At 62.0% G+C, this 21,689-nt stretch carries 11 protein-coding genes; 1 reads left to right on the forward strand and 10 read right to left on the reverse strand.

What is annotated here, in order from left to right:
- Nucleotides 1–105: 105 nt before the first annotated feature.
- The 6 genes from QRN54_RS14615 to QRN54_RS14640 form a co-directional block, all read right to left on the reverse strand.
- Nucleotides 106–2,247, reverse strand: coding sequence for a 3-hydroxyacyl-CoA dehydrogenase NAD-binding domain-containing protein (locus tag QRN54_RS14615; RefSeq protein WP_030535720.1), 2,142 nt, complete (start codon nt 2,245–2,247; stop codon nt 106–108).
- A 45-nt stretch (nt 2,248–2,292) separates the two neighbouring features.
- Nucleotides 2,293–3,507 (reverse strand): acetyl-CoA C-acetyltransferase, encoded by a 1,215-nt coding sequence (locus tag QRN54_RS14620; protein ID WP_007731553.1) that lies wholly within the window; start codon nt 3,505–3,507, stop codon nt 2,293–2,295.
- A 222-nt stretch (nt 3,508–3,729) separates the two neighbouring features.
- Nucleotides 3,730–5,556: a multicopper oxidase family protein gene (locus QRN54_RS14625; RefSeq protein ID WP_192712890.1), complete on the reverse strand. Its 1,827-nt coding sequence runs from the start codon at nt 5,554–5,556 to the stop codon at nt 3,730–3,732.
- Nucleotides 5,557–5,644: 88 nt separating this feature from the next.
- Nucleotides 5,645–7,201 (reverse strand): hypothetical protein, encoded by a 1,557-nt coding sequence (locus QRN54_RS14630; RefSeq protein WP_218679754.1) that lies wholly within the window; start codon nt 7,199–7,201, stop codon nt 5,645–5,647.
- Nucleotides 7,198–13,308, reverse strand: coding sequence for a type I polyketide synthase (locus QRN54_RS14635; RefSeq protein ID WP_285182332.1), 6,111 nt, complete (start codon nt 13,306–13,308; stop codon nt 7,198–7,200). The genes QRN54_RS14630 and QRN54_RS14635 overlap by 4 nt, the downstream gene beginning before the upstream one ends.
- Before the next feature lie 677 nt (nt 13,309–13,985).
- Nucleotides 13,986–16,205, reverse strand: coding sequence for a DNA polymerase III subunit gamma and tau (locus tag QRN54_RS14640; protein ID WP_285182333.1), 2,220 nt, complete (start codon nt 16,203–16,205; stop codon nt 13,986–13,988).
- Between the two features lie 162 nt (nt 16,206–16,367).
- Between QRN54_RS14640 and QRN54_RS14645 the strand changes: the two genes are divergently transcribed.
- The gene (locus tag QRN54_RS14645) at nt 16,368–17,681 is read left to right on the forward strand and encodes an ammonium transporter (protein ID WP_003943791.1); all 1,314 of its coding nucleotides are present in this window, start codon (nt 16,368–16,370) and stop codon (nt 17,679–17,681) included.
- A gap of 6 nt (nt 17,682–17,687) precedes the next feature.
- On the opposite strand, the gene QRN54_RS14650 is transcribed toward QRN54_RS14645, so the two are convergent.
- The 4 genes from QRN54_RS14650 to QRN54_RS14665 are packed head-to-tail and all read right to left on the reverse strand — an operon-like array spanning nt 17,688 to nt 21,634.
- Nucleotides 17,688–18,059 (reverse strand): carboxymuconolactone decarboxylase family protein, encoded by a 372-nt coding sequence (locus tag QRN54_RS14650; protein WP_020905896.1) that lies wholly within the window; start codon nt 18,057–18,059, stop codon nt 17,688–17,690.
- A gap of 8 nt (nt 18,060–18,067) precedes the next feature.
- Nucleotides 18,068–19,657 (reverse strand): long-chain-fatty-acid--CoA ligase, encoded by a 1,590-nt coding sequence (locus tag QRN54_RS14655; RefSeq protein WP_065455099.1) that lies wholly within the window; start codon nt 19,655–19,657, stop codon nt 18,068–18,070.
- Nucleotides 19,650–20,273: an RBBP9/YdeN family alpha/beta hydrolase gene (locus QRN54_RS14660; RefSeq protein WP_285182334.1), complete on the reverse strand. Its 624-nt coding sequence runs from the start codon at nt 20,271–20,273 to the stop codon at nt 19,650–19,652. Before QRN54_RS14660 ends, QRN54_RS14655 begins: the two co-directional genes overlap by 8 nt.
- A complete protein-coding gene (locus tag QRN54_RS14665) occupies nt 20,273–21,634 on the reverse strand; it encodes an MFS transporter (protein ID WP_285182335.1) in 1,362 nt (453 codons plus the stop codon). The genes QRN54_RS14660 and QRN54_RS14665 overlap by 1 nt, the downstream gene beginning before the upstream one ends.
- Nucleotides 21,635–21,689 lie beyond the last annotated feature (55 nt).

Here is a 21,689-nt window from a genome sequence, read left to right on the forward strand (position 1 = left end):
ACGTGAAATTCGCTGTCGGAGTTCGTCTGTGGATAACTCACCAGCTGGGGATGAACCCCTGTGCGCCTTTTTGGTAGCCGTAACTACCAAAAAGGCGCACGGGGGCTATGCCCCTAGCGAAGCCGGCGGGGTGAACCGCGGGCCGTACTGCGCAGCGAGTTCCTTTGCGCGAGCGACGAAGCCAGCCGTGCCGCCCTCGTAACCGACGATGAACTGGTGAACGCCACCGGTCCAGGCCGGGAATCCGATACCCATGATGGAGCCGATGTTGGCGTCCGCCGTGGTGATCAGGACGTTCTCGTCGAAGCACTTCTGCGTCTCGATCGCCTCGATGAAGAGCATGCGGTCGATGAGGTCCTGGATCGGAGCATCGGAGGTTCCGGAGTTGAAGTTCTCGCGGAGTCCGGACCACAGGCCGGTGCGCTTGCCCTCGGCGTAATCGTAGAAGCCGGCTCCACCGAGCTTGCCCTTACGATCGAACTTCTCGACGAGGGTGTTGATGACCTCGCCGGCCGGATCTGCCGGCAGTTCCTTGCCCTCGGCCTTGGCGGCGTCGGCAGATTCCTTGCGGATCTTCTGCATGAGGGTGAGGTTGAGCTCATCCGAAAGCTGAAGCGGCGCAGCCGGGTAACCGGCCTGCATACCGGCCTGCTCGATGGTGGCGGGCTCGACACCCTCGGCGAGCATGCCGATGGCCTCGTTGATGAAGGTTCCGATGACACGCGAGGTGAAGAAGCCACGCGAGTCGTTGACCACGATCGGCGTCTTGCGGATCGCCTGGACGTAGTCGAACACGCGAGCCAGAGTCTCGTCGGAGGTCTTCTCACCGCGGATGATCTCCACCAGCGGCATCTTGTCGACGGGCGAGAAGAAGTGGATGCCGATGAAGTCTTCCTGACGCTTCACGCCGGTGGCGAGACCCGTGATGGGCAGCGTCGAGGTGTTCGAGCCCAGCAGTGCCTTGGGATCGACGATGTCCTCGATCTCCTGGAACACCTTGTGCTTGAGTTCCTGGCTCTCGAAAACTGCTTCGATGACGAAGTCGACGCCGGCGAAATCTGCCGGGTCAGCCGTCGGGGTGATCTTGGCGAGGAGTGCGTCGGACTTCTCCTGCGTGGTCTTGCCGCGCGAGAGCGCCTTGGCCTCAATGCCTTCAGAGTACGCCTTGCCCTTGTTCGCAGCCTCGATGGTGACGTCCTTGAGCACGACGTCGAAGCCTGCCTTGGCGGAGACGTACGCGATGCCCGCGCCCATCATGCCCGCGCCGAGGACACCGACCTTCTTGATGGTGGACTTCTCGATGCCTGCCGGACGTGAACCGCCGCCGTTGATCGACTGCAGGTCGAAGAAGAACGCCTGGATCATGTTCTTCGCGACGCGGCCGGTCACCAGCGAGGTGAAGTAGCGAGCCTCGATGAGCAGCGCGTTGTCGATGTCGACCTGCGAACCCTCGACGGCTGCGGCCATGATGGCGCGCGGAGCCGGCATCGGAGCGCCCTTGAGCTGCTTACGCAGGTTCGCGGGGAACGCCGGAAGGTTGGCAGCGAATGCCGGAGTGGACGGAGTTCCGCCAGGGATCTTGTAGCCCTTGACGTCCCACGGCTGAACGCCGCCTTCGGGGTTGGCCTTGATCCATGCCTTCGCAGCCGGAACCAGCTCCTCTACCGAGCCGACGACCTCGTCGATGAGGCCGACTTCCTTGGCCTGAACGGGTCCACGCTGCTGCCCCTGGAGCAGGACGCCCATGAGCGCGTTCTGCAGGCCGAGCATCCGCACGGTACGCACGACGCCGCCGCCGCCGGGCAGCAGGCCGAGGGTGACCTCGGGCAGGCCGATCTTGACGCCCTTGACGTCTGCCGCGATGCGGTGGTGGGTCGCGAGAGCGATCTCGAGGCCACCGCCGAGCGCCGCACCGTTGATGGCGGCGACGACCGGCTTGCCGAGAGTTTCGAGACGACGCAGGTCTGCCTTGATCTCGACGCTGTGGTTGTAGATCTCCTCGGCCTGCTCGGGGCCGACCTTGATCATGTTCTTGAGGTCGCCACCGGCGAAGAAGGTCTTCTTGCCGGAAGTGATGACGGCACCGGTGATGGAGTCCTTCTCGGCGACCAGACGGTCGACGGTGGCCTTCATCGACGCGATGTACGCGTCGTTCATGGTGTTTGCGCCCTGGTTGGGATCGTTGATGGTGAGCACGACGATGCCGTCGGCGTCCTGGTCCCAGTTGATGATGTTCTGATCAGTCACTTTGCTTGACTCCTGGTAAGCCTCGTTGGAAGGACGGACGCCGCGTCAGACGCGCTCGATGATGGTGGCAACGCCCATACCGCCGCCGATGCACAGGGTGATGAGGGCGCGCTTGCCGCCACGACGCTCGAGCTCGTCGACCATCGTTCCGGTGATCATCGCGCCGGTTGCACCGAGCGGGTGACCCATGGCGATCGCGCCACCGTTGACGTTGAGCTTCTCGTCCGGGATGTTCAGGTCCTTCTGGAACTTCAGGACGACGGAAGCGAATGCCTCGTTGATCTCGAAGAGGTCGATGTCGTCGACTGTCAGGCCGGCAGCTGCCAGAACCTTCTTCGACGCCGGCGTCGGGCCGGTGAGCATGATGGTGGAGTCGGCGCCGCTGGTGGCGGTGGCGACGACGCGAGCGCGCGGCGTCAGACCCATGTCCTTGCCGGCCTGCTCGCTACCGACGAGCACGAGGGCAGCGCCGTCGACGATTCCCGAGCTGTTACCGCCGTGGTGAACGTGGTTGATCTTCTCGACCCAGTGGTACTTCTGCAGCGACACGGCGTCGAATCCGCCGATTTCACCGATCACACCGAACGCGGGAGCCAAGCCGGCGAGGTTCTCTGCCGTGGTGCCCGGACGCATGTGCTCGTCGTTGTCGAGGATGGTGATGCCGTTGATGTCCTTGACCGGCACTACCGACTTGGCGAAGTATCCGCCGGTCCACGCCTTGGCGGCGAGGTCCTGCGAGCGCACGGCGTATGCGTCGACGTCGTCACGCGAGAAGCCCTCGATGGTGGCGATGAGGTCTGCGCCGACGCCCTGCGGCACGAAGTAGTTGTCGTAGTTGGTGGCGGGGTCGAGTGCCCACGGTCCACCGTCGGATCCCATCGGAACGCGGGACATCGACTCGACGCCACCGGCAATCACCAGTTCGTCCCAGCCGGACCGAACCTTCTGAGCAGCCATGTTCACGGCCTCGAGGCCGGAAGCGCAGAAACGGTTGAGCTGAACGCCACCGACGGTGTCGGGCAGTCCCGCATCGTTGACTGCAACGCGGGCGATGTCCATTCCCTGATCGCCAACGGGGGTGACGACGCCCAGGATGAGGTCGGAGATCCGGTCCTCGTCGAGGTCGGGAAAGCGCACGCGCAGTTCCTGGATCAGACCCGTGACCAGCGAGATCGGCTTGACCGAGTGCAACGACCCGGTCTTCTTGCCGCGGCCTCGCGGGGTACGGATGGCTTCATAAATGAATGCCTCTGTGGTCACTGTGAGGTGTTCCTTCCGTGTAATTCGTCGAACCGGTCTGCAGATCGTCCGCGCCACCTTCGGTGGTGGCGCATGGCCGAGGTACAGACCTCAGCCCTTTCACTGTAGAACGTGTTCCAAATTCATGGGAAGGACCGAAGCGATCCTGCTAGGTGACCGAGGTGATCCGACGCGCGAACGCCTGCCCGCTTCGGTTCATTTCGAGAGCGCCCCCGGAAGCACTCACGGCAAGATGCGATACGGCAACATCATGTCGTGATCTTCGTGATCGAGTAGATGGCAATGCCACACATATCCCTGGAGTCGACCAGAATCAGCCATATCGTGGCGCCCGCCGCCCGTCATCCCACCGCCCGTCATCCCACTGCCCGTCATCCCACCGCTCGGAAGACGATCGAACATCGCGTCGGGATCGAAACCCAGCTCATCCGCGGTGGGGAATCGCACGATGATCCGGGTGACGGTGCCGCCGTCCACCCTGACGGTGTCCTTCATTCCCGCTTCCCACGGCGCCGGCGCGATCATCGGCCCCGCCTCGAACCCTTCGGGCGACGGAGTCCACTTGTTGCCGATCACCGGCTGCGGATGTCGGATCAAGTACTCCAGCGTCCGCATCGGTGTTCTGCCGAGAATCCGGAAATTCACCAGGTGCAGGTGTATCGGATGCGGGTCCGGCGTGGTGTTGACGATGTTCCACTGCTCGACGGTGCCTTGCCGCGGCCTCTCGACGTCCGTGGTGCTGAACGTCAGGTTGTTCAGCGTCATCTGAGCCGGTGGATTCCGCAGTTCCAGTTGCTGGCTCACCGTCACCGTGCGAATTACCGTCGGCTGCTCCAACGGGGCGAGAACGTCACGTTGCCGGCGCCCACCGCGCAGTTGCGACGGAACACCACCGGTGAATCCGCGCCTGGCGTCACCGCGGAACCGGCAGAACAGCGGCATCGTCACTTCACCGATGACAGCGGCGGGTAGCGGGGGCGCCTCGTCGTTGCGAAGCTCCACCGTCGAACCCTCCGACAGTCCGGTGAAATCGACGAGGAGGTCGTACCGCTCCCCCGGTGCGCAGCGGAAGGCATTGACCGCGACGGGCGCGTCGAGCATTCCGGCGTCGTTGCCGATGACCCAGAACGTCATCATGTTCGAGAAGTGAAGATTCCACACACTTGCCGACGACGCATTGACGATGCGGAAGCGGTAAAGGCCCCGAGCCACAGCCAGTTCCGGCCACACCTTGCCGTTGACCAAGCCGACGTCGCCCACCGCGCCGCCTTCCCACGATCCTTCCGGGATCAAGATGGTGGATCGGCCGTTCTGGGCGCCTGTCGGCGTGAAGATCTTCTCCTGCAGGATCAACGGGATCTCGAATTCCTCGGCCGGCAACCCCAACGGATTTCCCAGTTTGCCGGTGTCGAATTCATCCCTGATCAGATAGTTGCCGATCAGACCGGCGTAGACGTTGAGCCGGGTGATGCCCATCGCGTGATCGTGATACCAGAGGTGGGCGGCTTCCTGACCGTGCAAAAAGTGATGCATCGCAGCCTGTCCCGGCATCACCAGCAGCTCCGGATGGCCGTCGCTCTCAGGTGAAGTGACTCCTCCGTGCAAGTGCAACGACGTCGGCGGGTTAGCGCGAAAGTCTGCCTGCATTCCATGCAGCGTCATATCCATGTCCGCTGCCAACGGATGTCCGGTCAGATCGTTCTCGAACGTCAACATGATCGGCTCGCCGGAATGCGCCTCGACGGTAGGGCCCAGATAACCGCCACCGATCTCTCCGCTGCGGTACGACAGTGCTGGGGACGAGGGAAAATCCCGATGAAAGGCATGTTGCCCCACTTGCGCTGTCAGTGTGATCTCGTTTCCGGAAAGCGTTGACAACGAATGTAGTTCGTCACAGAACGGCTCGAACTCCGGCGAATGAAAAATCAACGGAGACTCGATATCCACACTCCCCGCCGGAGCAGCACCTGCCTTTGCACCCAAAGCAACAGCCGCTGTGCCGACTACCGACCCTTTCAGAACCGATCTTCTGGAAACCCCGATACCCATACATTCCCCTCCCCATCGAAACGGGTTGCGTTCTCCCGCAAGGAAAACGCAACCCGTCTCTCCACTTCGATCTCGGAAAATCCCCCGCCTACTTTCCGTCGATCGCCTCCAGCACCGAATCGATCAGCGACTGTGGAAGTTTCGACGGCGGAGAGATTTCCAGTTCTCCCGGAGCGCCCGGCATCGTCCAGACAGTTCTGTGCCGAGCGATCGCGAGCTTCTCCCGTGATCCGTCCTCATTGACCTTGAAGTACTCGAACTCGAGGTCGATCCCCCTCTCGTAGAGGGCAGACAAGGACATCGTGACCAGGACGTCGTCGAACGGCATGACCTCGCGCAGATGCTCAACCCTGGTGTGCACACAACGAAGTTCCCCGAGAGCGCCTCTGGCCGCCATGGCCTCACGCTGAGAACGGACCAGGAACTTGTCCCGAACCCTCGACTGCCAGATGTAATAGTTGCCGAAGTAGATGTTGCCCACGACGTTTCCGTCCTGCAACGTCGTCGAGAACACCTCGGATTCGAGCAGGTACGGATTGCGCGGCACCATCGGAGCCGAGCGGATCACGGAACCACGATCGACGTTCTTCGGTTCGGTGGGAACAGCGATGTTCTTCGTCCCCGTCGGAATCGTCATCGGCTCGATGAAATCGTGGAAGTACTGCGGCATCGGCCGTGCCGCCACCACACCGTGGGAGAGGATTTCCACCCACGTCGTCTGCATCGCACTCCACCCGATGTGAGTGCGCGTCTCGCCGTCGACCCGGGACCATTCGACATGCAGATTGGTGGTTGCCCGATCCGGACCGGTGAGTTCGGTGATCCAGATCGTCCCCTCGACAATGTCGTCGGTGTACAGGTTCGCATCGATGAACACCTCGGAGTTGTTGGTCACCATGCCCCAACGACCCGTCGCCATGTCCTCCACGATCTGCTTCGAGATCGGTCCGGTTCCCCTCTCTCGCAAAGCGCCCAACCACAGCGCGAAGCTCGCGAACCCCACTGATCCACCGACGTTGCACGCGTCCCGGAACCCGACGGGGAACCGGATCGTCACCGCCGGATAGCCGCTCCGGGCCACCACATGCACGTCGGAGCCGTAGGCCATCGGATCGAACTGCGCGAGAGACTTCGCCGACAACGGGCCGGAGTCGAACTGTGGTGCCGAGTCCTGCGCCGGTTCTTCCGCATCCTCCTCATGAGTCACAAACGCGAGAATCCGCTCCTCGTTGTCCGTCAACAGAGCTGGAAAAGTCAGAACCACCACGCTTCCGTCTGCGCCGCCGCGGAAGGTCACTGCGTCGTCCTCCCTGGCGCCCATCGCCAGAGAAACCGACCTCTGCCCCGTGGCCTTTCGGATCGCCTCGGCCGCCGCCCACAGCCTGGTTCCCGCACGATCGAGTGATTCGCCGCCCGCGATCAACTCGTCCAGCAGCGGAATCCGCGCCGAACCCAGAAGCGCCTTCCACTGCATGACGGTTCGGGCGCGAATCGGTTCGATGTCACATCCCTGAGGCCAGTCGCCGGCCGAACTGAGTGACTTACTGCCGTCGTGCGAGAGCGAGACATCCACAGAGGGTGGAATATCACCGACGACGACGGGCTTTCCGGTTTCCTGCCATTCGATGGCAAAGGCATTACTCATTTGATCACCACATCCTCATCGAGATGAATGTTCACGGCCGCCTCGGCGATCGGTTTCTCCTGCTCGTGGCGTTCCGACTTGGTCAACTCGTGAATCCCCGGGGTATGCGCGACCACAACCCGCGGGCTCTTCACTCCCAACGCCCGGCTGTGTTGCGCGAGCTTGTCGAGAATGATCTGTGCGTCGCGCGCAGTCGGATCCGCGATTTCCTCAGCCGTAGGACGGCTTTCGTCGTGGGAGAGAATCTGGGAGCGATATCCCTCGAGCTGCATCACTACTCGTCCGTCCTTCACCACCGCCACGTCGGCTTGCATGTGGGTCTCTGTCTGCACCTTGTCGTAGGCGTACGCGGTGAACGAACGAGCCTCGAATCGTCCGTCGTACATGTCGATTCGCGCAATGTTGACCGGAAGGCAGATCTCCCGCGGAACCATGATCTGGCCCGATTGGAGCAGGGAATCGAGGAAGTAGGGATCACCGAGGAGGTGCTGCCTACGGTCGGCTCGCGAAATAGCGCTGAAGAGGATGTGCTCGGAATCGAGGCTCGAGATCTCTTCGAGTCGGCGGAAATCTCCCTCCTGGAACAGCAACCACGAGTAGAGATCGTCCAACGGATCGATGTCGAGCACCGGTCGCGGCAACTCCTTCTCGAACTCCGGCAGTGTTTCGTCCAGCCCGAAGATGAAGTCGGCCGAGAAATGGGGCCGTCCGTACCCGGTCCGTTCGGTGCCGATCGTGACATGCACCCGCGTTCCTGCAGCATCACGATCCTGCTCCACGACGCTTGCCTTGATCTCGACTCTGGTGCCCTCGACCGTGTCGACGACGATCGGTCGATCCAGCTTGATGTCGTCGATGCGGACGCGGCCCAGAGTCACGCGTCCGGTGACATAGGCCGCCGCCTGCGACATCGCCTCGAGTCCGAACACCGTCGGAAGCAGCGCCGATCCTTTCCAGACATGGTCGAGGACAAAAGGATCTGCCGAGGTGGACAACGTCGTCCGGGTAACCAGTTCTACCTGCGGCTCGAAGGTCACCACTTGGTCGATGTACCGCGACACCGCCGGCAGAGCCGGTGCTGCCGGCGCCCAGGTGTCCAGACCGCCGAGTCGACTGGTCACGACGATACGACTCGCCTCGGGTCCGCTGTCGACCAGGCGAAGGAAATGATCCACTCCCGCAGCCGTGGAAATCGGCATGACACCCATCTTCGCGAGGTGGTTGACACTGCCCATGCGGGCGCCCATTCCGGTCTCTCCCCACACGCTGTACGCGAGCGAGAACGTCCGAGTCTTCGGGTGCCCGGCGGCATACCGCATCACCATTTCGTCGAGAAGCTCGTTTCCGTATGCATACCAGCTGTTTCCGGGCATACCTGTGAATCCGATGATGGAGGAGAAGCCCACGAACAGCTTCAAGTCGCGATCAGCGAGCGCTTCGACGAAGTTGGCTGCGCCCAGGACCTTAGGTGCAACCTCCTTGAAAGCCGCAGCGCTGTCGACTCTCTCGAACCGCCGCGGAACATTCGCCCCCGCACCGTGGACAAACCCGGTGATCGGCCCAACCTCGACCTCGATCTGGGCGACGACGCCGGCCACCGCCGCAGCATCCGTGACGTTGCAGCGATAGTAGTGAGCGCTCAAACCGGCAGACGTGAAGTCCGCAAGAGTGGAAGCGATTTCGTCACCCGCTTGTCGCTGAGAGCTTCCGATCAGCACTAGTTCGGCGCCTGTCTTTCGGCCGAGAGCCAGAGCGCATTGCGCCATGATGCCTTTCGCGCCACCGGTCACGACCACTACATCCGAACTTCCCAACCCGCTCTCGCGGACGGTGTAGTCGCTCGAGGCGAGAACCCGCGGTTGCAGTGCCGTGCGTCCCATCTCGGTGTCGTAAGTCGCGAACACATAGGATGCAACCGAATCCAACTCGGAGACGACGGTGGTTGCCACCACCGCGTCCGCAGTCGAGCCGTCGAATCCTATGACGCGGACATCCAGTTCGGGGCGCTCGTGATGCACCGAAGCGGCAAAAGCCGCCGCACTCGGTACCGGCGCCGGATTGCCCAACTCGACATCGGTGAACTGAATCACTGCCAATGTGGTTCGTGCGCCTGCACTTTGCTGTGCCGGAACCATCTTGTGCATGTGTTCGATCCCACTGCGCAAGCCGATTTCGGTGACGGAATCATCGGTCATGCGTGGCATTACGGCAACCACGTGCTGCGCATTCGCAGGAGCGCCGTCGGAGAATGTGCGAATGTCGACCTGAGCACCACGCCCTCGTAGTTCGGATTCCAACCTTCCGACCAAACCGGCGTCGTCACCGATGACGACAAACGTCGTGTCCGTGAGGTCTCGGACTCCGTGCAACGCTGTCTCGCTCCGAACCTTTTCCAGGGTGTAATCGCGAACCCAGGTGAAGCTGTCGGCTGACATACCCTTTGCCTTCACCGGCAGCGCCCGCGCAACCGGCTGCTGCTGCCCCGACTTCTCTTTCGCGGATCGATCGAGCACTTCGATCAGTTCACCCAGGCTGACGTTGACGAGTTCGGCCGGATCCAGATCACCCTGAACACCCAATCGCGTTGCCACAGTTGCTATCGCATCGGCAGCCTTGATCGAGTCCATGTTCAGGTCGTCGAGCAGGTGGAGATCCACATCGAGAGACTCCACCGGAAATCCGGTGTCCTCCGCGATTACCTCGAGCAGTATTCGCGACACGTCCGACTGCACCGAACTCGCTGCTGGAACGGCAGAACCGGGATTCGGTGATGCCGCAAGGATCAGCGATGCTGCTTCTCCGATGGTGGCGTTGGCCAACTCGGCAGGGTCGAGGTCGACAACCTCGAACTGATGCGCAACCTTCGAAATAGCCTCTGCCGCACTGATCGAGTCGAGATTCAGATCATCGAGCAGACGCAGATCCGTCGTGATCGACTCGGCGGGGAATCCCGTCGTATCGGCGAGGATCCTGATCAGCTCACTTTCCACGGACCCAGCGCCCGCGTCAGCCGGCTCTTCGACTACCGGAGCCGAAACCGGCGAAGGAGCTTTCGCTGCCACGGATTCGTGGCCGTTGGTGACTGCCCGCGAAGTCGGAGCAGACGGAGAAGACGGAGAAGTCGCTCCACTGCCTACATCAGCACGAATCACGTCGACGAGGAAGGTCCCGCGTCGGCTCAGGTAATCGGCCAGCGCCGCAGCCGGATCCCCGCCGGACGTACCAAGTGCGAGCGGTTCGGGAGCAGAGGTAACCGTCAGCTTCGCCTCGGCCAGGTTCTCGATGAACACCTTCTGATCGGCAGGAACGAATTCGCGCACGAACCGGCCGTCGAAAAGTTCGTTCCATCGGACCTGAGCGCCGTGTACGTACATCGCGGCCAGTGCGACATTGAAGTCCTCGTCGCGTCCGGACTTGGACGCAACGGGGAAGCAGCGCACGCCGTCGGTCCCATTGATCGCCTTGGTGAGCCCGGTCAGCACACGGCCGGGTCCGACCTCGACGAGCAGGTCCACGTCCTGCGAGATTCCACTTACCGTCTTGACCCAGTCGACCGGTGAGACAACCTGTTTGGTGACCAATTCGCGAAGTGCCAGTGGCGTCTGTACGCGTTTCCCTTCGACGCAGGAATACACGGGGCAAGTCAGCGAATCGACTTGCTCGTCAACGGGCGCAGTGGACTTCAGCTCCCGCTCGGCCTCGTTCATCATCTCGGAGTGGAAAGCATTCGACACGGCAAGCGCCTGAGCCGACACTCCGCGCGTCTTCGCGATGGCAACCACATCGTCGACCGCGTCTTTGGTGCCCGAAACCACGGTCTGTGTAGGCGTATTCAGATTCGCGACGGTCGCGTAACCCTTTGTTTCCGCGATGATCGCCTCAGCCGTCGATCGGTCGCAGGTCAGGCTCGCCATCGCGCCGTTTCCACCACCACTGACAGCCATGGCCGCACCCTTCGCCGCAGCCAAGGTGATCAGCGTCTTCTGGTCGTAAGCTCCTGCCGCGTAGAGCGCGGTCAACTCGCCGAGACTGTGGCCGGCGACAGCACTGGGTGTGACACCCAATCGGCGGAGGTACTCGAACCAGAGCAGCGAAGCCAAAGCGACGGCAGGCTGGGTGAACTGCGTCTGGGCGAGATCCCGCTTCCACTTCGCCAATTCCGCAGCGTCAGCGCTCTTGACCGGGTTCCGCAGAATTCGAGGCGTGATCGCCTCCGCTCCAACTCCCTCCAACCAGCCGTCCGCCTCGGTCGCCAGTTCGCGTGCCCACTCGAAGCGCTCGATCAGCACGCGCGCCATCTCTAGTTGTTGGGATCCCTGTCCCGGGAACAGGAATCCGATGTCGTGGTGGACGGCGTTCGAGATCGAGATCTCGTTGCTCACGACCTTCACCTGACCGGATGCAGGAGCGGAGTTCTCGCAGATCACGGCAAGCTGACGCATGCGTTCGGCCAACTGCGCGGGACGTCCGGCCACCACTGCGGCACGGAAGGGCGCGGTCGGCGAGATCACTCGAGAGAGTTTCGCCGAAAAGTCCAGCAGCTCGGCAACACTCAACGGAACCGCCAGATCTGCAACATCCCGCGCTCGGGTCGCCAAGTCCACCGCGGAATCTGCAGAAAGTACGAAAACCTCGGTGTCCTGATACGACGCCATCATCGTGCGGACGTCTTGCGAGGGTGTCAGCTTGCTGGATGGTGCATCAGCCGATTCGATCGCGACGTGGCAGTTGATACCGCCGAAACCCATGGCTTGCGCACCGGCACGCATCTTCTCGGACGGATCTCTGATCTCACCGTTGACGAGCGGAAAGAGTGCCGGCGCTTCGGTTCCGAACGCCGGGTTCGGGTCGGTGCAACCGGCGAGCGGCGGAAGGATTCGTTGATTGACGGCCATGGTCGCCTTGATCAGCGCAAGGATGCCCGACGCCGCCTTCGTATGCCCGATCAACGACTTCAGTGACGTCATGCCGATGCTACGAGCCTCGACCGGCCCGTCCGTCTGAGCGGCCTGCTGGACGCCGGCCAGTTCGACGGGGTCTCCGACGGGAGTACCAGTTCCGTGTCCTTCGACGAAGGCAACCTCGCTGGCCGCGAATCCCGCTCGCGAGTATGCGCGACGGATCATCTCGGCCTGAGTTTCGGCGCGGGGCTTGGTGATTCCCCCCTTGCCATCGGTGGAGATACCCCAGCCGCGAATCGTCGCGTACACGTAGTCGCCGTCCGCCCTGGCGTCCTCGAGCCGTTTCAAGGCCACGAATCCGCAACCTTCACCCGGGATGAATCCGCTTCGGCTTGCGTCGTACACGTTCATGTCGCCACGGGTCAGTGCACCCAAACGGGCGAATCCCACCAGTTCCAAAGGATCCAAGCTGACGTCGACTCCCCCTGCCAAGACGAAGTCGGCCGCGCCGGACGCCAGCTTTTCGGCTGCAGTCGCCACCGCGAGCATTCCGGACGCGCACGCACCGTCCACGACGTACCCGCCGCCGTTGAAGTCGAGATAATTGCAGATCCGGCCGGCAATCGTATTCGACAACATGCCGGCGAGAGTGTCTTCACTCGGCTCCACCAATGGGCCCTTGTAGACCTCTTCCATCGTCTCGGCGAGAGCATCGGCGACGGAACTGTCCAACTGGCGCGCTTCGGCTGCCACAGCGAGTGCGCGCTTGACGTAAGGCCAACGCAAACGCATCGACCACATCCGGGATTCTTCACCGGTGAGGGAGTTGCCGACGATTGCGGCGCTGCGTCCAGTGGGTACCGATCCTCGGCTGTAGCCCGCGTCGGTCAAAGCCCCGAGTGCTGTTTCCAGAGCCAACCAGTGTGTGAGATCTGTCGACTTGAAGGTCCGCTCCGGTATCCGGCGACCGACCCAGTCGAATTCGAAACCATCCATGAACGCGCCGCGATCGGCGTATGTCTTGTCGACGTCGTCAGGGCTCGCGCTCCAGTAGTCGTCGAGGGACATCCGTGACTCCGGAAACTTTCGGAATTGCATCCGACGCGCGAGGACGTTCTCCCAAAATCCTTGCAGATCATGTGCACCGGGGGACCACATGCTCATCCCGACTATCGCAATCGCAGGATTAGTTGAATCTTCAGTCATCTTACACTTCCTATTTTCGCGCGCATCCACGGGAGACTCAATCGACCGAAGACTAACCACGCCCTCATCGGTGTGTAAAACGCAGATTCACCTCAAGGCATAAACAAATAATAAAGGTTGTTCGGCGCAATGAACGTGTTTCAGCAATTTGACAGCAATCGAGAGTTAGCTGTAACTCGAAGTTACTTATTTGCTTCGTAACCGGTCATGCTCCTGCTTGAACATCCGTACCGGATCCCGGTTTCACGGCCGCCATTTTCTCGCGATCGGCAAATATTCAGTTGAATATGCACCGAAATGCCGCAATGCCGAATATGTGGCCAATTCGCCGAATGTCCCAAATTGGTCGATCCCCGCAAATCAAACATCCGACAACTATCAATCTGAACATTCGTGACACACCGAAATTTAACAGCAGCACTCGAATGCCCATCAGACAACGAGAAATTCCAGATATTCTTCGGCGACCATCGTCCGAATCGACGTTTCGTTACACCGGAACTGAGCGAACGAATGTGCCAGCAAACCAGCCACATACAATTCAGCTTTGCGAGGCCGAGCCGGTGCGCTTTCGAGACGCGCGCACACAAAGGGAACGGCACTTATAACAATTCGATCACACAGTGGTGCAGCTGGATTCCGACAGCTGTTTCACGCACACGGACCGACTCGGCAACTCAGCTTTCGAGGCGGCGAGCTCCGAGGACGTCCTTGAGGAGTTCCTTTGCAACATCTTCGGGATCACGTCTGGCAGTCGGATCAGCGGGCTCCGCCGCCTCCGCAAACATCTCGTCCTCGTCCTCCGGCGTTGCAGGCGGAGGAGTTGCCTCGTAGTCGACCTCAGGAGCAGGGGCCGGTCCAGGGTCTTCCGGATAGTCGGGGGCCTCGGGCGGCGGAATGTCGTCCGAATCGCCGCGCTGGGGCTGCGGGGCCTTGGGCTGCTGCGCTGCGCGCTCCTGACTGGGCCGCGAGAAGCGGGGCGCAGCGGCAGGGCGGCTCGGAGCTTCTGTCGCCTTGGTTGCGCTCGATACTGTCGGCGCTGTAGGCGCACCTTCTTGATACTCGACTTGCCAAGTGCCACCGAACATTTCGGCAAGGACCTCGCAAATGACCGCCGCGTTGTGCGGTTGCGTCACACGAGCACCCAGGACCGGTGAGCCGTGAGCGATGACAACGACATGTCCACGCACGTCGTGAACCGTCGCAGCGGACAGCATGGCCGGAAGAACCTTGTTTCGTTCACCGACCTTGTTGCGCAAGGTGTTCCACGATTCACGGAGAGTCTCGACTGTGGGGCCTGCCGAGACCGGCGCAGCTTCGGCAACCGCCGGCTCGTCGAACTCGGGCTCGGGCTCGGGCTCGTAGTCGGGTTCCGGCTCGGCAAGCCCGATCAGCTCTTCCGCCTCGACCGGAGCAGTAACCGGTGGTTCAACCACAGGAGCTTCAACTATTGGAGCTTCGGCAACCGGAGCTTCAACCACCGGAGCTTCGGCAACCGGCGGTTCCACGATCTCGACAGTGGGAGTCTCGACGACGGGAACTGCCGCTACCGGAGGTTCGACGACAGGAGCCTGCACAACCGGTGGCGCCGCAGCTTGAGCAGGCGCGGCTGGTTCCGGCCGTGCCTCAGGCTCGGCCTTGCGTTGAGAGGGCCGTTGGAACTTGGAAGCAATCTCCGGTTCGAGCGGCGGCACGGTGGGTGCCGGCGTTGCTGCCGCGCGAGGAGCAGCCGCGACTCCGGCAGCCGGAATACCTTGTTCCAGGCGCTCCAGCCGCTGCAATACAGCTGACTCGGTGTCGGAGGCCGACGGCAGCAGCATTCGCGCGCACATCACTTCGAGCAGCAGCCGCGGCGCCGTCGCACCACGCATTTCGCTGAGTCCGGCATGGACAGTCTCGGCGAAGCGGGTGAGCGTGGCCGGGCCGACTCGTTGAATCTGCTCACGCATCGTGACCAGCTCCGCTTCCGGAGCGTCGACCAATCCTCGTTCGCTGGCGTCGGAAACAGCCTGCATCAAGATGAGATCACGCAGGCGCTCGAGAAGATCGAGCGCGAATCGGCGTGGATCGTGACCGGCGTCCATCACGCGATCGACAGTGCCGAACAACGCGGCCCCGTCACTGGCAGACAGGGCGTCTACTGCTTCGTCGATGAGCGCGACGTCGGTGACTCCGAGAAGAGAGAGCGCGCGCGGATACGTGACACCTTCTTCTCCTGCGCCCGCGAGCAGCTGATCGAGGACACTCAACGAGTCACGAGGGGAACCGCCGCCGGCCTTGATGACCAGTGGATACACCGCAGGCTCGACCGGTACGCCCTCCTGGGCGCAGATCTTTTCCAGGAGTCCGCGCATGGTCGACGGCGCCAACAGGCGGAACGGGTAATGGTGTGTACGCGAACGGATGGTCGGGAGAACCTTTTCCGGTTCCGTCGTCGCAAAGATGAAGATGAGGTGTTCCGGCGGCTCTTCGACGATCTTGAGCAACGCATTGAAACCCGCCGCCGTCACCATGTGTGCCTCGTCGATGATGAAGACGCGGTAGCGAGAAGCAGCGGGTGCGTGGAACGCCTTGTCTCGGAGTTCTCGGGTGTCGTCGACGCCACCGTGACTTGCGGCGTCGAGTTCCGTCACATCCAGGTTGCCTGTGCCGCCCGGGCCCAGCGAAACGCACGAGTCGCACACGTCGCACGGCGTCGACGTCGGTCCCTGCTCACAGTTCAGCGAACGCGCCAGGATTCGCGCCGACGACGTCTTTCCGCAGCCGCGCGGGCCGGAAAACAGGTAGGCATGGTTGATGCGTCCGGTGTCGAGGGCCGTGCTGAGCGGTGCGGTGACATGCTCCTGCCCCACCACCTCGGCGAAGGACGCGGGTCGATACTTCCGGTACAGGGCCACGCGCAAAGACTACCGGCGACCCACGACAGGTGGTCCGGTGCGGGTGCAACGCCGACTTCTCCCGAAACATGTTCGCAACACAATCGCAGTGCGGAGGAAACCGCACGCACTCATCGTGGGTTCCGTGCACGCGGGCTGGTCCGCGTGCGTGAGGAGAAAACTGTGCCCGCCACCATCGATGCCGGAGCGACTGCCTGGTTGCTCGTCAGTACTGCACTCGTACTTCTGATGACGCCAGGACTCGCACTGTTCTACGGCGGCATGGTCCGCTCGACGGGCGTACTCAACATGATCATGATGAGTTTCGTCTCCATCGCACTCGTCACGGTCGCGTGGTTGTTCGTGGGCTACAGCCTCGTGTTCGGCGACGATCACGGTGGCATCATCGGCGGACTCGAACACATCGGCATGGCGGGCATCGACCCGTCGACCGTGCACGGGAATGTCCCGGAAGTGTTGTTCGCAACCTTCCAATTGACGTTCGCAATCCTTACTGCAGCACTCATCAGTGGTGCGATCGCCGACCGCGCGAAGTTCTCCGCCTGGATGATCTTCGTCCCCATCTGGTCCTTGCTCGTCTATGTCCCCGTCGCTCACTGGGTGTGGAATCCGCAGGGATGGCTCGCCCAGATGGGCGCACTCGACTACGCCGGTGGCCTCGTGGTCGAAATCGTGTCCGGAGCGTCGGGTCTGGCATTGGCACTGGTCCTCGGCCAGCGGATGGGTTTCAAGGCCGAGTCGATGCGTCCGCACAATCTGCCGTTCGTCCTGCTCGGCGTCGGCCTGCTCTGGTTCGGTTGGTTCGGATTCAACGCCGGCTCGGCCCTTGCGGCCGACGGTATGGCCTCGCAGATCTTCCTCAACACACTCGTCGCCGGTTGCACCGGACTACTCGGCTGGCTGTTCGTCGAGCAGAATCGTGACGGACACCCCACCACGTTCGGCGCAGCTTCGGGCGTCGTCGCCGGTCTGGTCGCGATCACCCCGTCGTGCGGAACGGTGAACATGTTCGGTGCGCTCGTCATCGGTCTGATCGCCGGCATCGTCTGCTCGTACGCCGTGGGATGGAAGCACAAGCTCGGCTACGACGACTCCCTCGACGTCGTCGGCGTGCACCTCGTCGGCGGAATCGTCGGCTCGTTGCTGATCGGACTCCTCGCGACGGCCGTGATGACAGGCGGTCCGGAAGGTTTGTTCTTCGGCGGTGGATTCGCGCAGTTGGGCAAGCAGTTCGTCGGCGTCGTCGTGGTCGCGCTCTATGCCTTCGGTGTGACCTACGGTCTCGGAAAGCTCATCGACAAGACCTTCGGCTTCCGCATTTCGCGTGAAGACGAGGCCCGCGGAATCGACGTTGCCCTGCACGCGGAGTCGGCCTACGAGCACGGAGTCCTCGGCCACGGTCCGATCGGCGGACAGAACCCGAGCCCGTTCCTCCAGCGTCAGCGGGAGGAACGGGAGAACCGCGAGCGGGACTGACCGCCCTCACCGGTTCGCGATTTCCTCCATCAGGATCGGAACGCCGACATTGCAGGAATGAATCCCGACGACGGTGGTCAGTTTCAGCACCTCGAGAATCTCCTTCGGGGTCACTCCCATGTCGAGCGCGGCGCGAATATGGCGTCGTACGCCGGGTGCGTACATGTGTGTGCTCGCCGCATCGACGGCTATGCACAGCAACTGGATCACCTGAGGTGACAGCACCCCACTGTTCCAGGGCTGCATTGCTGTCTTCATGTACAGCTCGGTCCACTCGGGATCCAGCTCCGAAAGTCCGTCCCACAACGGATTCCAGCCACCCGAATCCTTCATGGCCTGGGTCACGGGAAAAGCTTCACTTGCTCGAACGTCAGTCATCGATCTCCTCAGACCATCGAAAATGCTTGATTCAGTTCACGTTTGAGAATCTTTCCGGTTGCCGTCATCGGCAGCGACGGCACGAACTCGATGCGGCGCGGATATTTGTAGGCGGCCATCTGTTCCCGCGACCATTCCACGAGATCCGATTCGGAGATCTCTTCACTCGGCTCTAGGATCACGTAGGCGACAACTTCTTCGCCGAGGCTCGTGTCCGGCACCCCGACGACAGCGACGAGTGAGACGGCTGGGTGAGTGAGCAGAACCTCTTCGATTTCGCGTGGGTAGACGTTGAATCCGCCCCGCACGATCATGTCCTTCGCGCGATCGACGATGTAGTAATTTCCGTCGGTATCGACCCGTGCCAAATCCCCGGTGCGAAACCATCCGTCGCACATGACTTCCGCCGTCGCCTCTGGTCGGTTGAAATAGCCCTTCATGACGTTGTGCCCGCGAATGGCCAACTCTCCCACTTCATCGGGGCCGGCGATCGTGTGCCAAGAGTCGTCGACAAGCCGCGCTTCGACGCCCCAGATCGGCACGCCGATCGAACCGGGCCGGGGGTCGCTCTCCGGGTCACTGAACAAGGCCAGCGGAGAGGTCTCGGACAACCCGTACCCTTCGAGGATCTGAACACCGAAGCGTTCCCTGAACTGTGTCAATATTTCCACGGGAAGCGCTGCGCCACCGGAGATCGCGCACCGCATGTTCTGTGCAACGGTCTCGATATCCACCCCGGATTTCACTACCTCCTCCAGCACGCCGAGCAGTCCCCAATACATGGTCGGGACGCCCGCGAAGACCGAGATCTTTTCGCGTTCCATGATCTCGAGTGCCGCGGTCGCATCGAAGCGCGGCATCAACACCAAGGTGGCACCGACGCAGATTCCCGCATTCATGGTCACTGTCTGGCCGAACGAGTGGAACAACGGCAAAGTCAGGAGATAACGCTCATGCATGGACGGAACGCTCTCGAACAACCGGTTGGTCGACAGTGCATTCAAGACCATGTTGCAGTGAGTGAGTTCGGCACCCTTGGGCTTTCCGGTCGTGCCGCTGGTGTAGAGAATGACCGCGGTGTCCGTCGGTTCACGAACAACCGCGACTGCAGGCGTTTCCGTGCCGGACACGGATGCCAGTGCTTCGCCTAGAGTCTCGACTCCGAGGATCGACGACGGTGCACCCGACTCGGCGCTGATCACGATCAGGGCCGAACAGGTCTCGCTCTGCTCGAACCCGGCGATGGCGTACTCAGCGATCGGCAATTCGGGACTTCCCTCGAAACAGAAGTACAGCTTTGCTTCCGAATCAGCCAGGTGATAGGCGATTTCGCGCCCCTTGAGCAGAATGTTCAGAGGAACGACGACGCCGCCGGCCTTGAGAATGCCGTAGTAGACGATCGGGAACTCGAGAACGTTCGGGCAGGACAACGCCACCTTGTCACCTGGCTCGACACCCCGCGAGACGAGCAGATGGGCGATGCGATTCGCGTAGGCGTCGAACTGCGCATACGTCAGCCTCGCTTCCCCGAGAACCAGCGCATCCCGTTCCGGGTATCGCCGGGCCGAATCTTCCAGCAGAGCAGCAAGATCAAGCACGACTGTGTTCCTCCTGCGCCTCGGAATCCGTGGCATGAGACGAGGCAGCGCGCGACACCGACTCGAGCAGTTCCCGCACCAACGATTCCGCCCGCGGCCAATACCCGTATCCGGACGCCGGATTGAGGTGTCCGACCTCGCCCAGATCCAGTAACCGACTCCCCCATCCTTCAGCCAAACCCACAACTCGGCGATACCCGGCCAGCGGATCGTTCCGACTCGCCGCGACCGTGCTCGGAAACGGCAGACGCTGACGCGGTATCGGTAGCCACCCGTGTCGGTCGAGATCTTCGAGAGACGGATAAGACTCGGGCAGCGGAAGTTCGAGATCCGCCGGCGTGACCAGAAGTGCGCCCGCAACCTCTCGATGATGCGCCCTCGCCCAGTGAGCAACTGTCATGACTCCGGCGCTGTGCGCGACCAGGACCACCGGGCTGGAAACACTTGTCAACACCTCGTCCAATGCCGCAACCCTGGCATCGCGACTGAGCTTGTCGGTCTCGAGGGGAGGAACCGTCAGAACGTTGTCGAGCCTGCGCGCGAGGTGAGTCTGCCAATGATCTTCGACATGATCGCGCAGACCGGGAATTATTACTACCGTGGGTGATTCATCCATCAGGCACTCCGAACATCTGCTACTTCAGTGGCGTCGGGGATCTCGGGCCGATTCTGCAACGTCGCCAGCCGCCTCATCCCGGCGGGATAGGCACGCTTGCCGGCTACCAACCCGAGGGCCGCGACGACATAGACGAAGGGCGAAAGCTGTAGAGCGCCGAGAAGACCCAGGTGATCGGCGAGGATGCCGACAACGAAGGGACCGAGCGCCAGCCCCAGAAGGTTGTTGGCAACGGTGAGCGTTCCCATGGCCGAGGCTCGAATCGAGTGATGGGTAAGGTTCGCGACCATCGCTGCCGTCGGTCCCGACGAACCGGCGGAGAAGAATGCACCGATACCGAGCAACACGAGTTGCGCTGTCCCCGTGCCCAACCGGAGCCCGATGCTCAGCGCCACCAACGAGATGGCGCAGTAGACGATGGCAGTGGTCCATTTTCGCGCCGAATCGTCGCGGCTGAATCTGTCTGTGATGAAACCGCAGACCACCATCCCGCTTCCGACAAGGAGGACGAACACGGAAGCCGTGACGCCGGCCTTGTCCGGGGCCAGATCGTAGTAACGATTGAAGAAGCTCGGCAACCACGCCAGAAGTACTGCGGCGGTGAACATCTGGAGACCACCACCGATGTAGGCGAACAACACGGCTGGATTGGTGAACAGCGAGGACACCGGCGCACGAAAACCGTCGTGTCTCACCGCTTCCCCGGCGGCATCCGGCGCGGCCTCGACGGCGTAAGCGGTGAGCTTCTTCTCGGTGACGAGGGCACGGAAGAGCGCGACCAGAATCAGACCGAAGATCGCCATGGCGGCAAAAGACCACCGCCAACTGAACTGGACTGCGATGAACCCACCGATTGCCACACCGATGACCGAACCGAACGATCCACCGGCCATGAAGGCACCTGCAAGAGCTGCGTGCACGCGGGGCGCAAACACACTGAGGACCACGGCGATACCCACGCTGCCGTACGCCGCTTCACCGACACCGACCAGGAACCGGGCGCCCAACATCTGTTCGTAGGTCTGAGCGATTGCGCACAGCAACGTCGCGACACTCCACAACACCGCCATCAAGATCAAGCTCTTGACGCGGCCCCAGCGGTCCGCGAGCAGCGACAACGGGAACGTCAACAGCCCGACCATCAATGCCACCACGCTGCTCAGGGAGGCGAGGTGCGAATCGGAGAGATCCCAGTCCGCTTTCAGGATCGGGAAGACTGCACTGAGCACCTGCCTCGACATGTAGTCCGAGAGCAGAAGACCGAAAGCCAGGGCGAAAACGATCCACGGGTATAACTTTCGTCGTCCGCCGATTCCGAGCGCGGTGTCCACACGTGGCGTGGCGGGAGCTTGCAGTCCCATGACTCTCCTAGGAAGTACTCGAGGTAGACGGGGGGATTCGGGGGTACGAACCGTC

Origin of the sequence: Rhodococcus sp. MEB032, from assembly GCF_030208925.1 — a bacterium.
In the GTDB taxonomy this organism is placed as follows: domain Bacteria; phylum Actinomycetota; class Actinomycetes; order Mycobacteriales; family Mycobacteriaceae; genus Rhodococcus_F; species Rhodococcus_F qingshengii.

Coding starts and splice junctions, on each gene's coding strand:
- QRN54_RS14625 (WP_192712890.1), bottom strand. CDS start 5,556: ATGGGTATCGGGGTTTCCAGAAGATCGGTTCTGAAAGGGTCGGTAGTC.
- QRN54_RS14630 (WP_218679754.1), bottom strand. CDS start 7,201: ATGAGTAATGCCTTTGCCATCGAATGGCAGGAAACCGGAAAGCCCGTC.
- QRN54_RS14635 (WP_285182332.1), bottom strand. CDS start 13,308: ATGACTGAAGATTCAACTAATCCTGCGATTGCGATAGTCGGGATGAGC.
- QRN54_RS14650 (WP_020905896.1), bottom strand. CDS start 18,059: ATGACTGACGTTCGAGCAAGTGAAGCTTTTCCCGTGACCCAGGCCATG.
- QRN54_RS14660 (WP_285182334.1), bottom strand. CDS start 20,273: ATGGATGAATCACCCACGGTAGTAATAATTCCCGGTCTGCGCGATCAT.
- QRN54_RS14665 (WP_285182335.1), bottom strand. CDS start 21,634: ATGGGACTGCAAGCTCCCGCCACGCCACGTGTGGACACCGCGCTCGGA.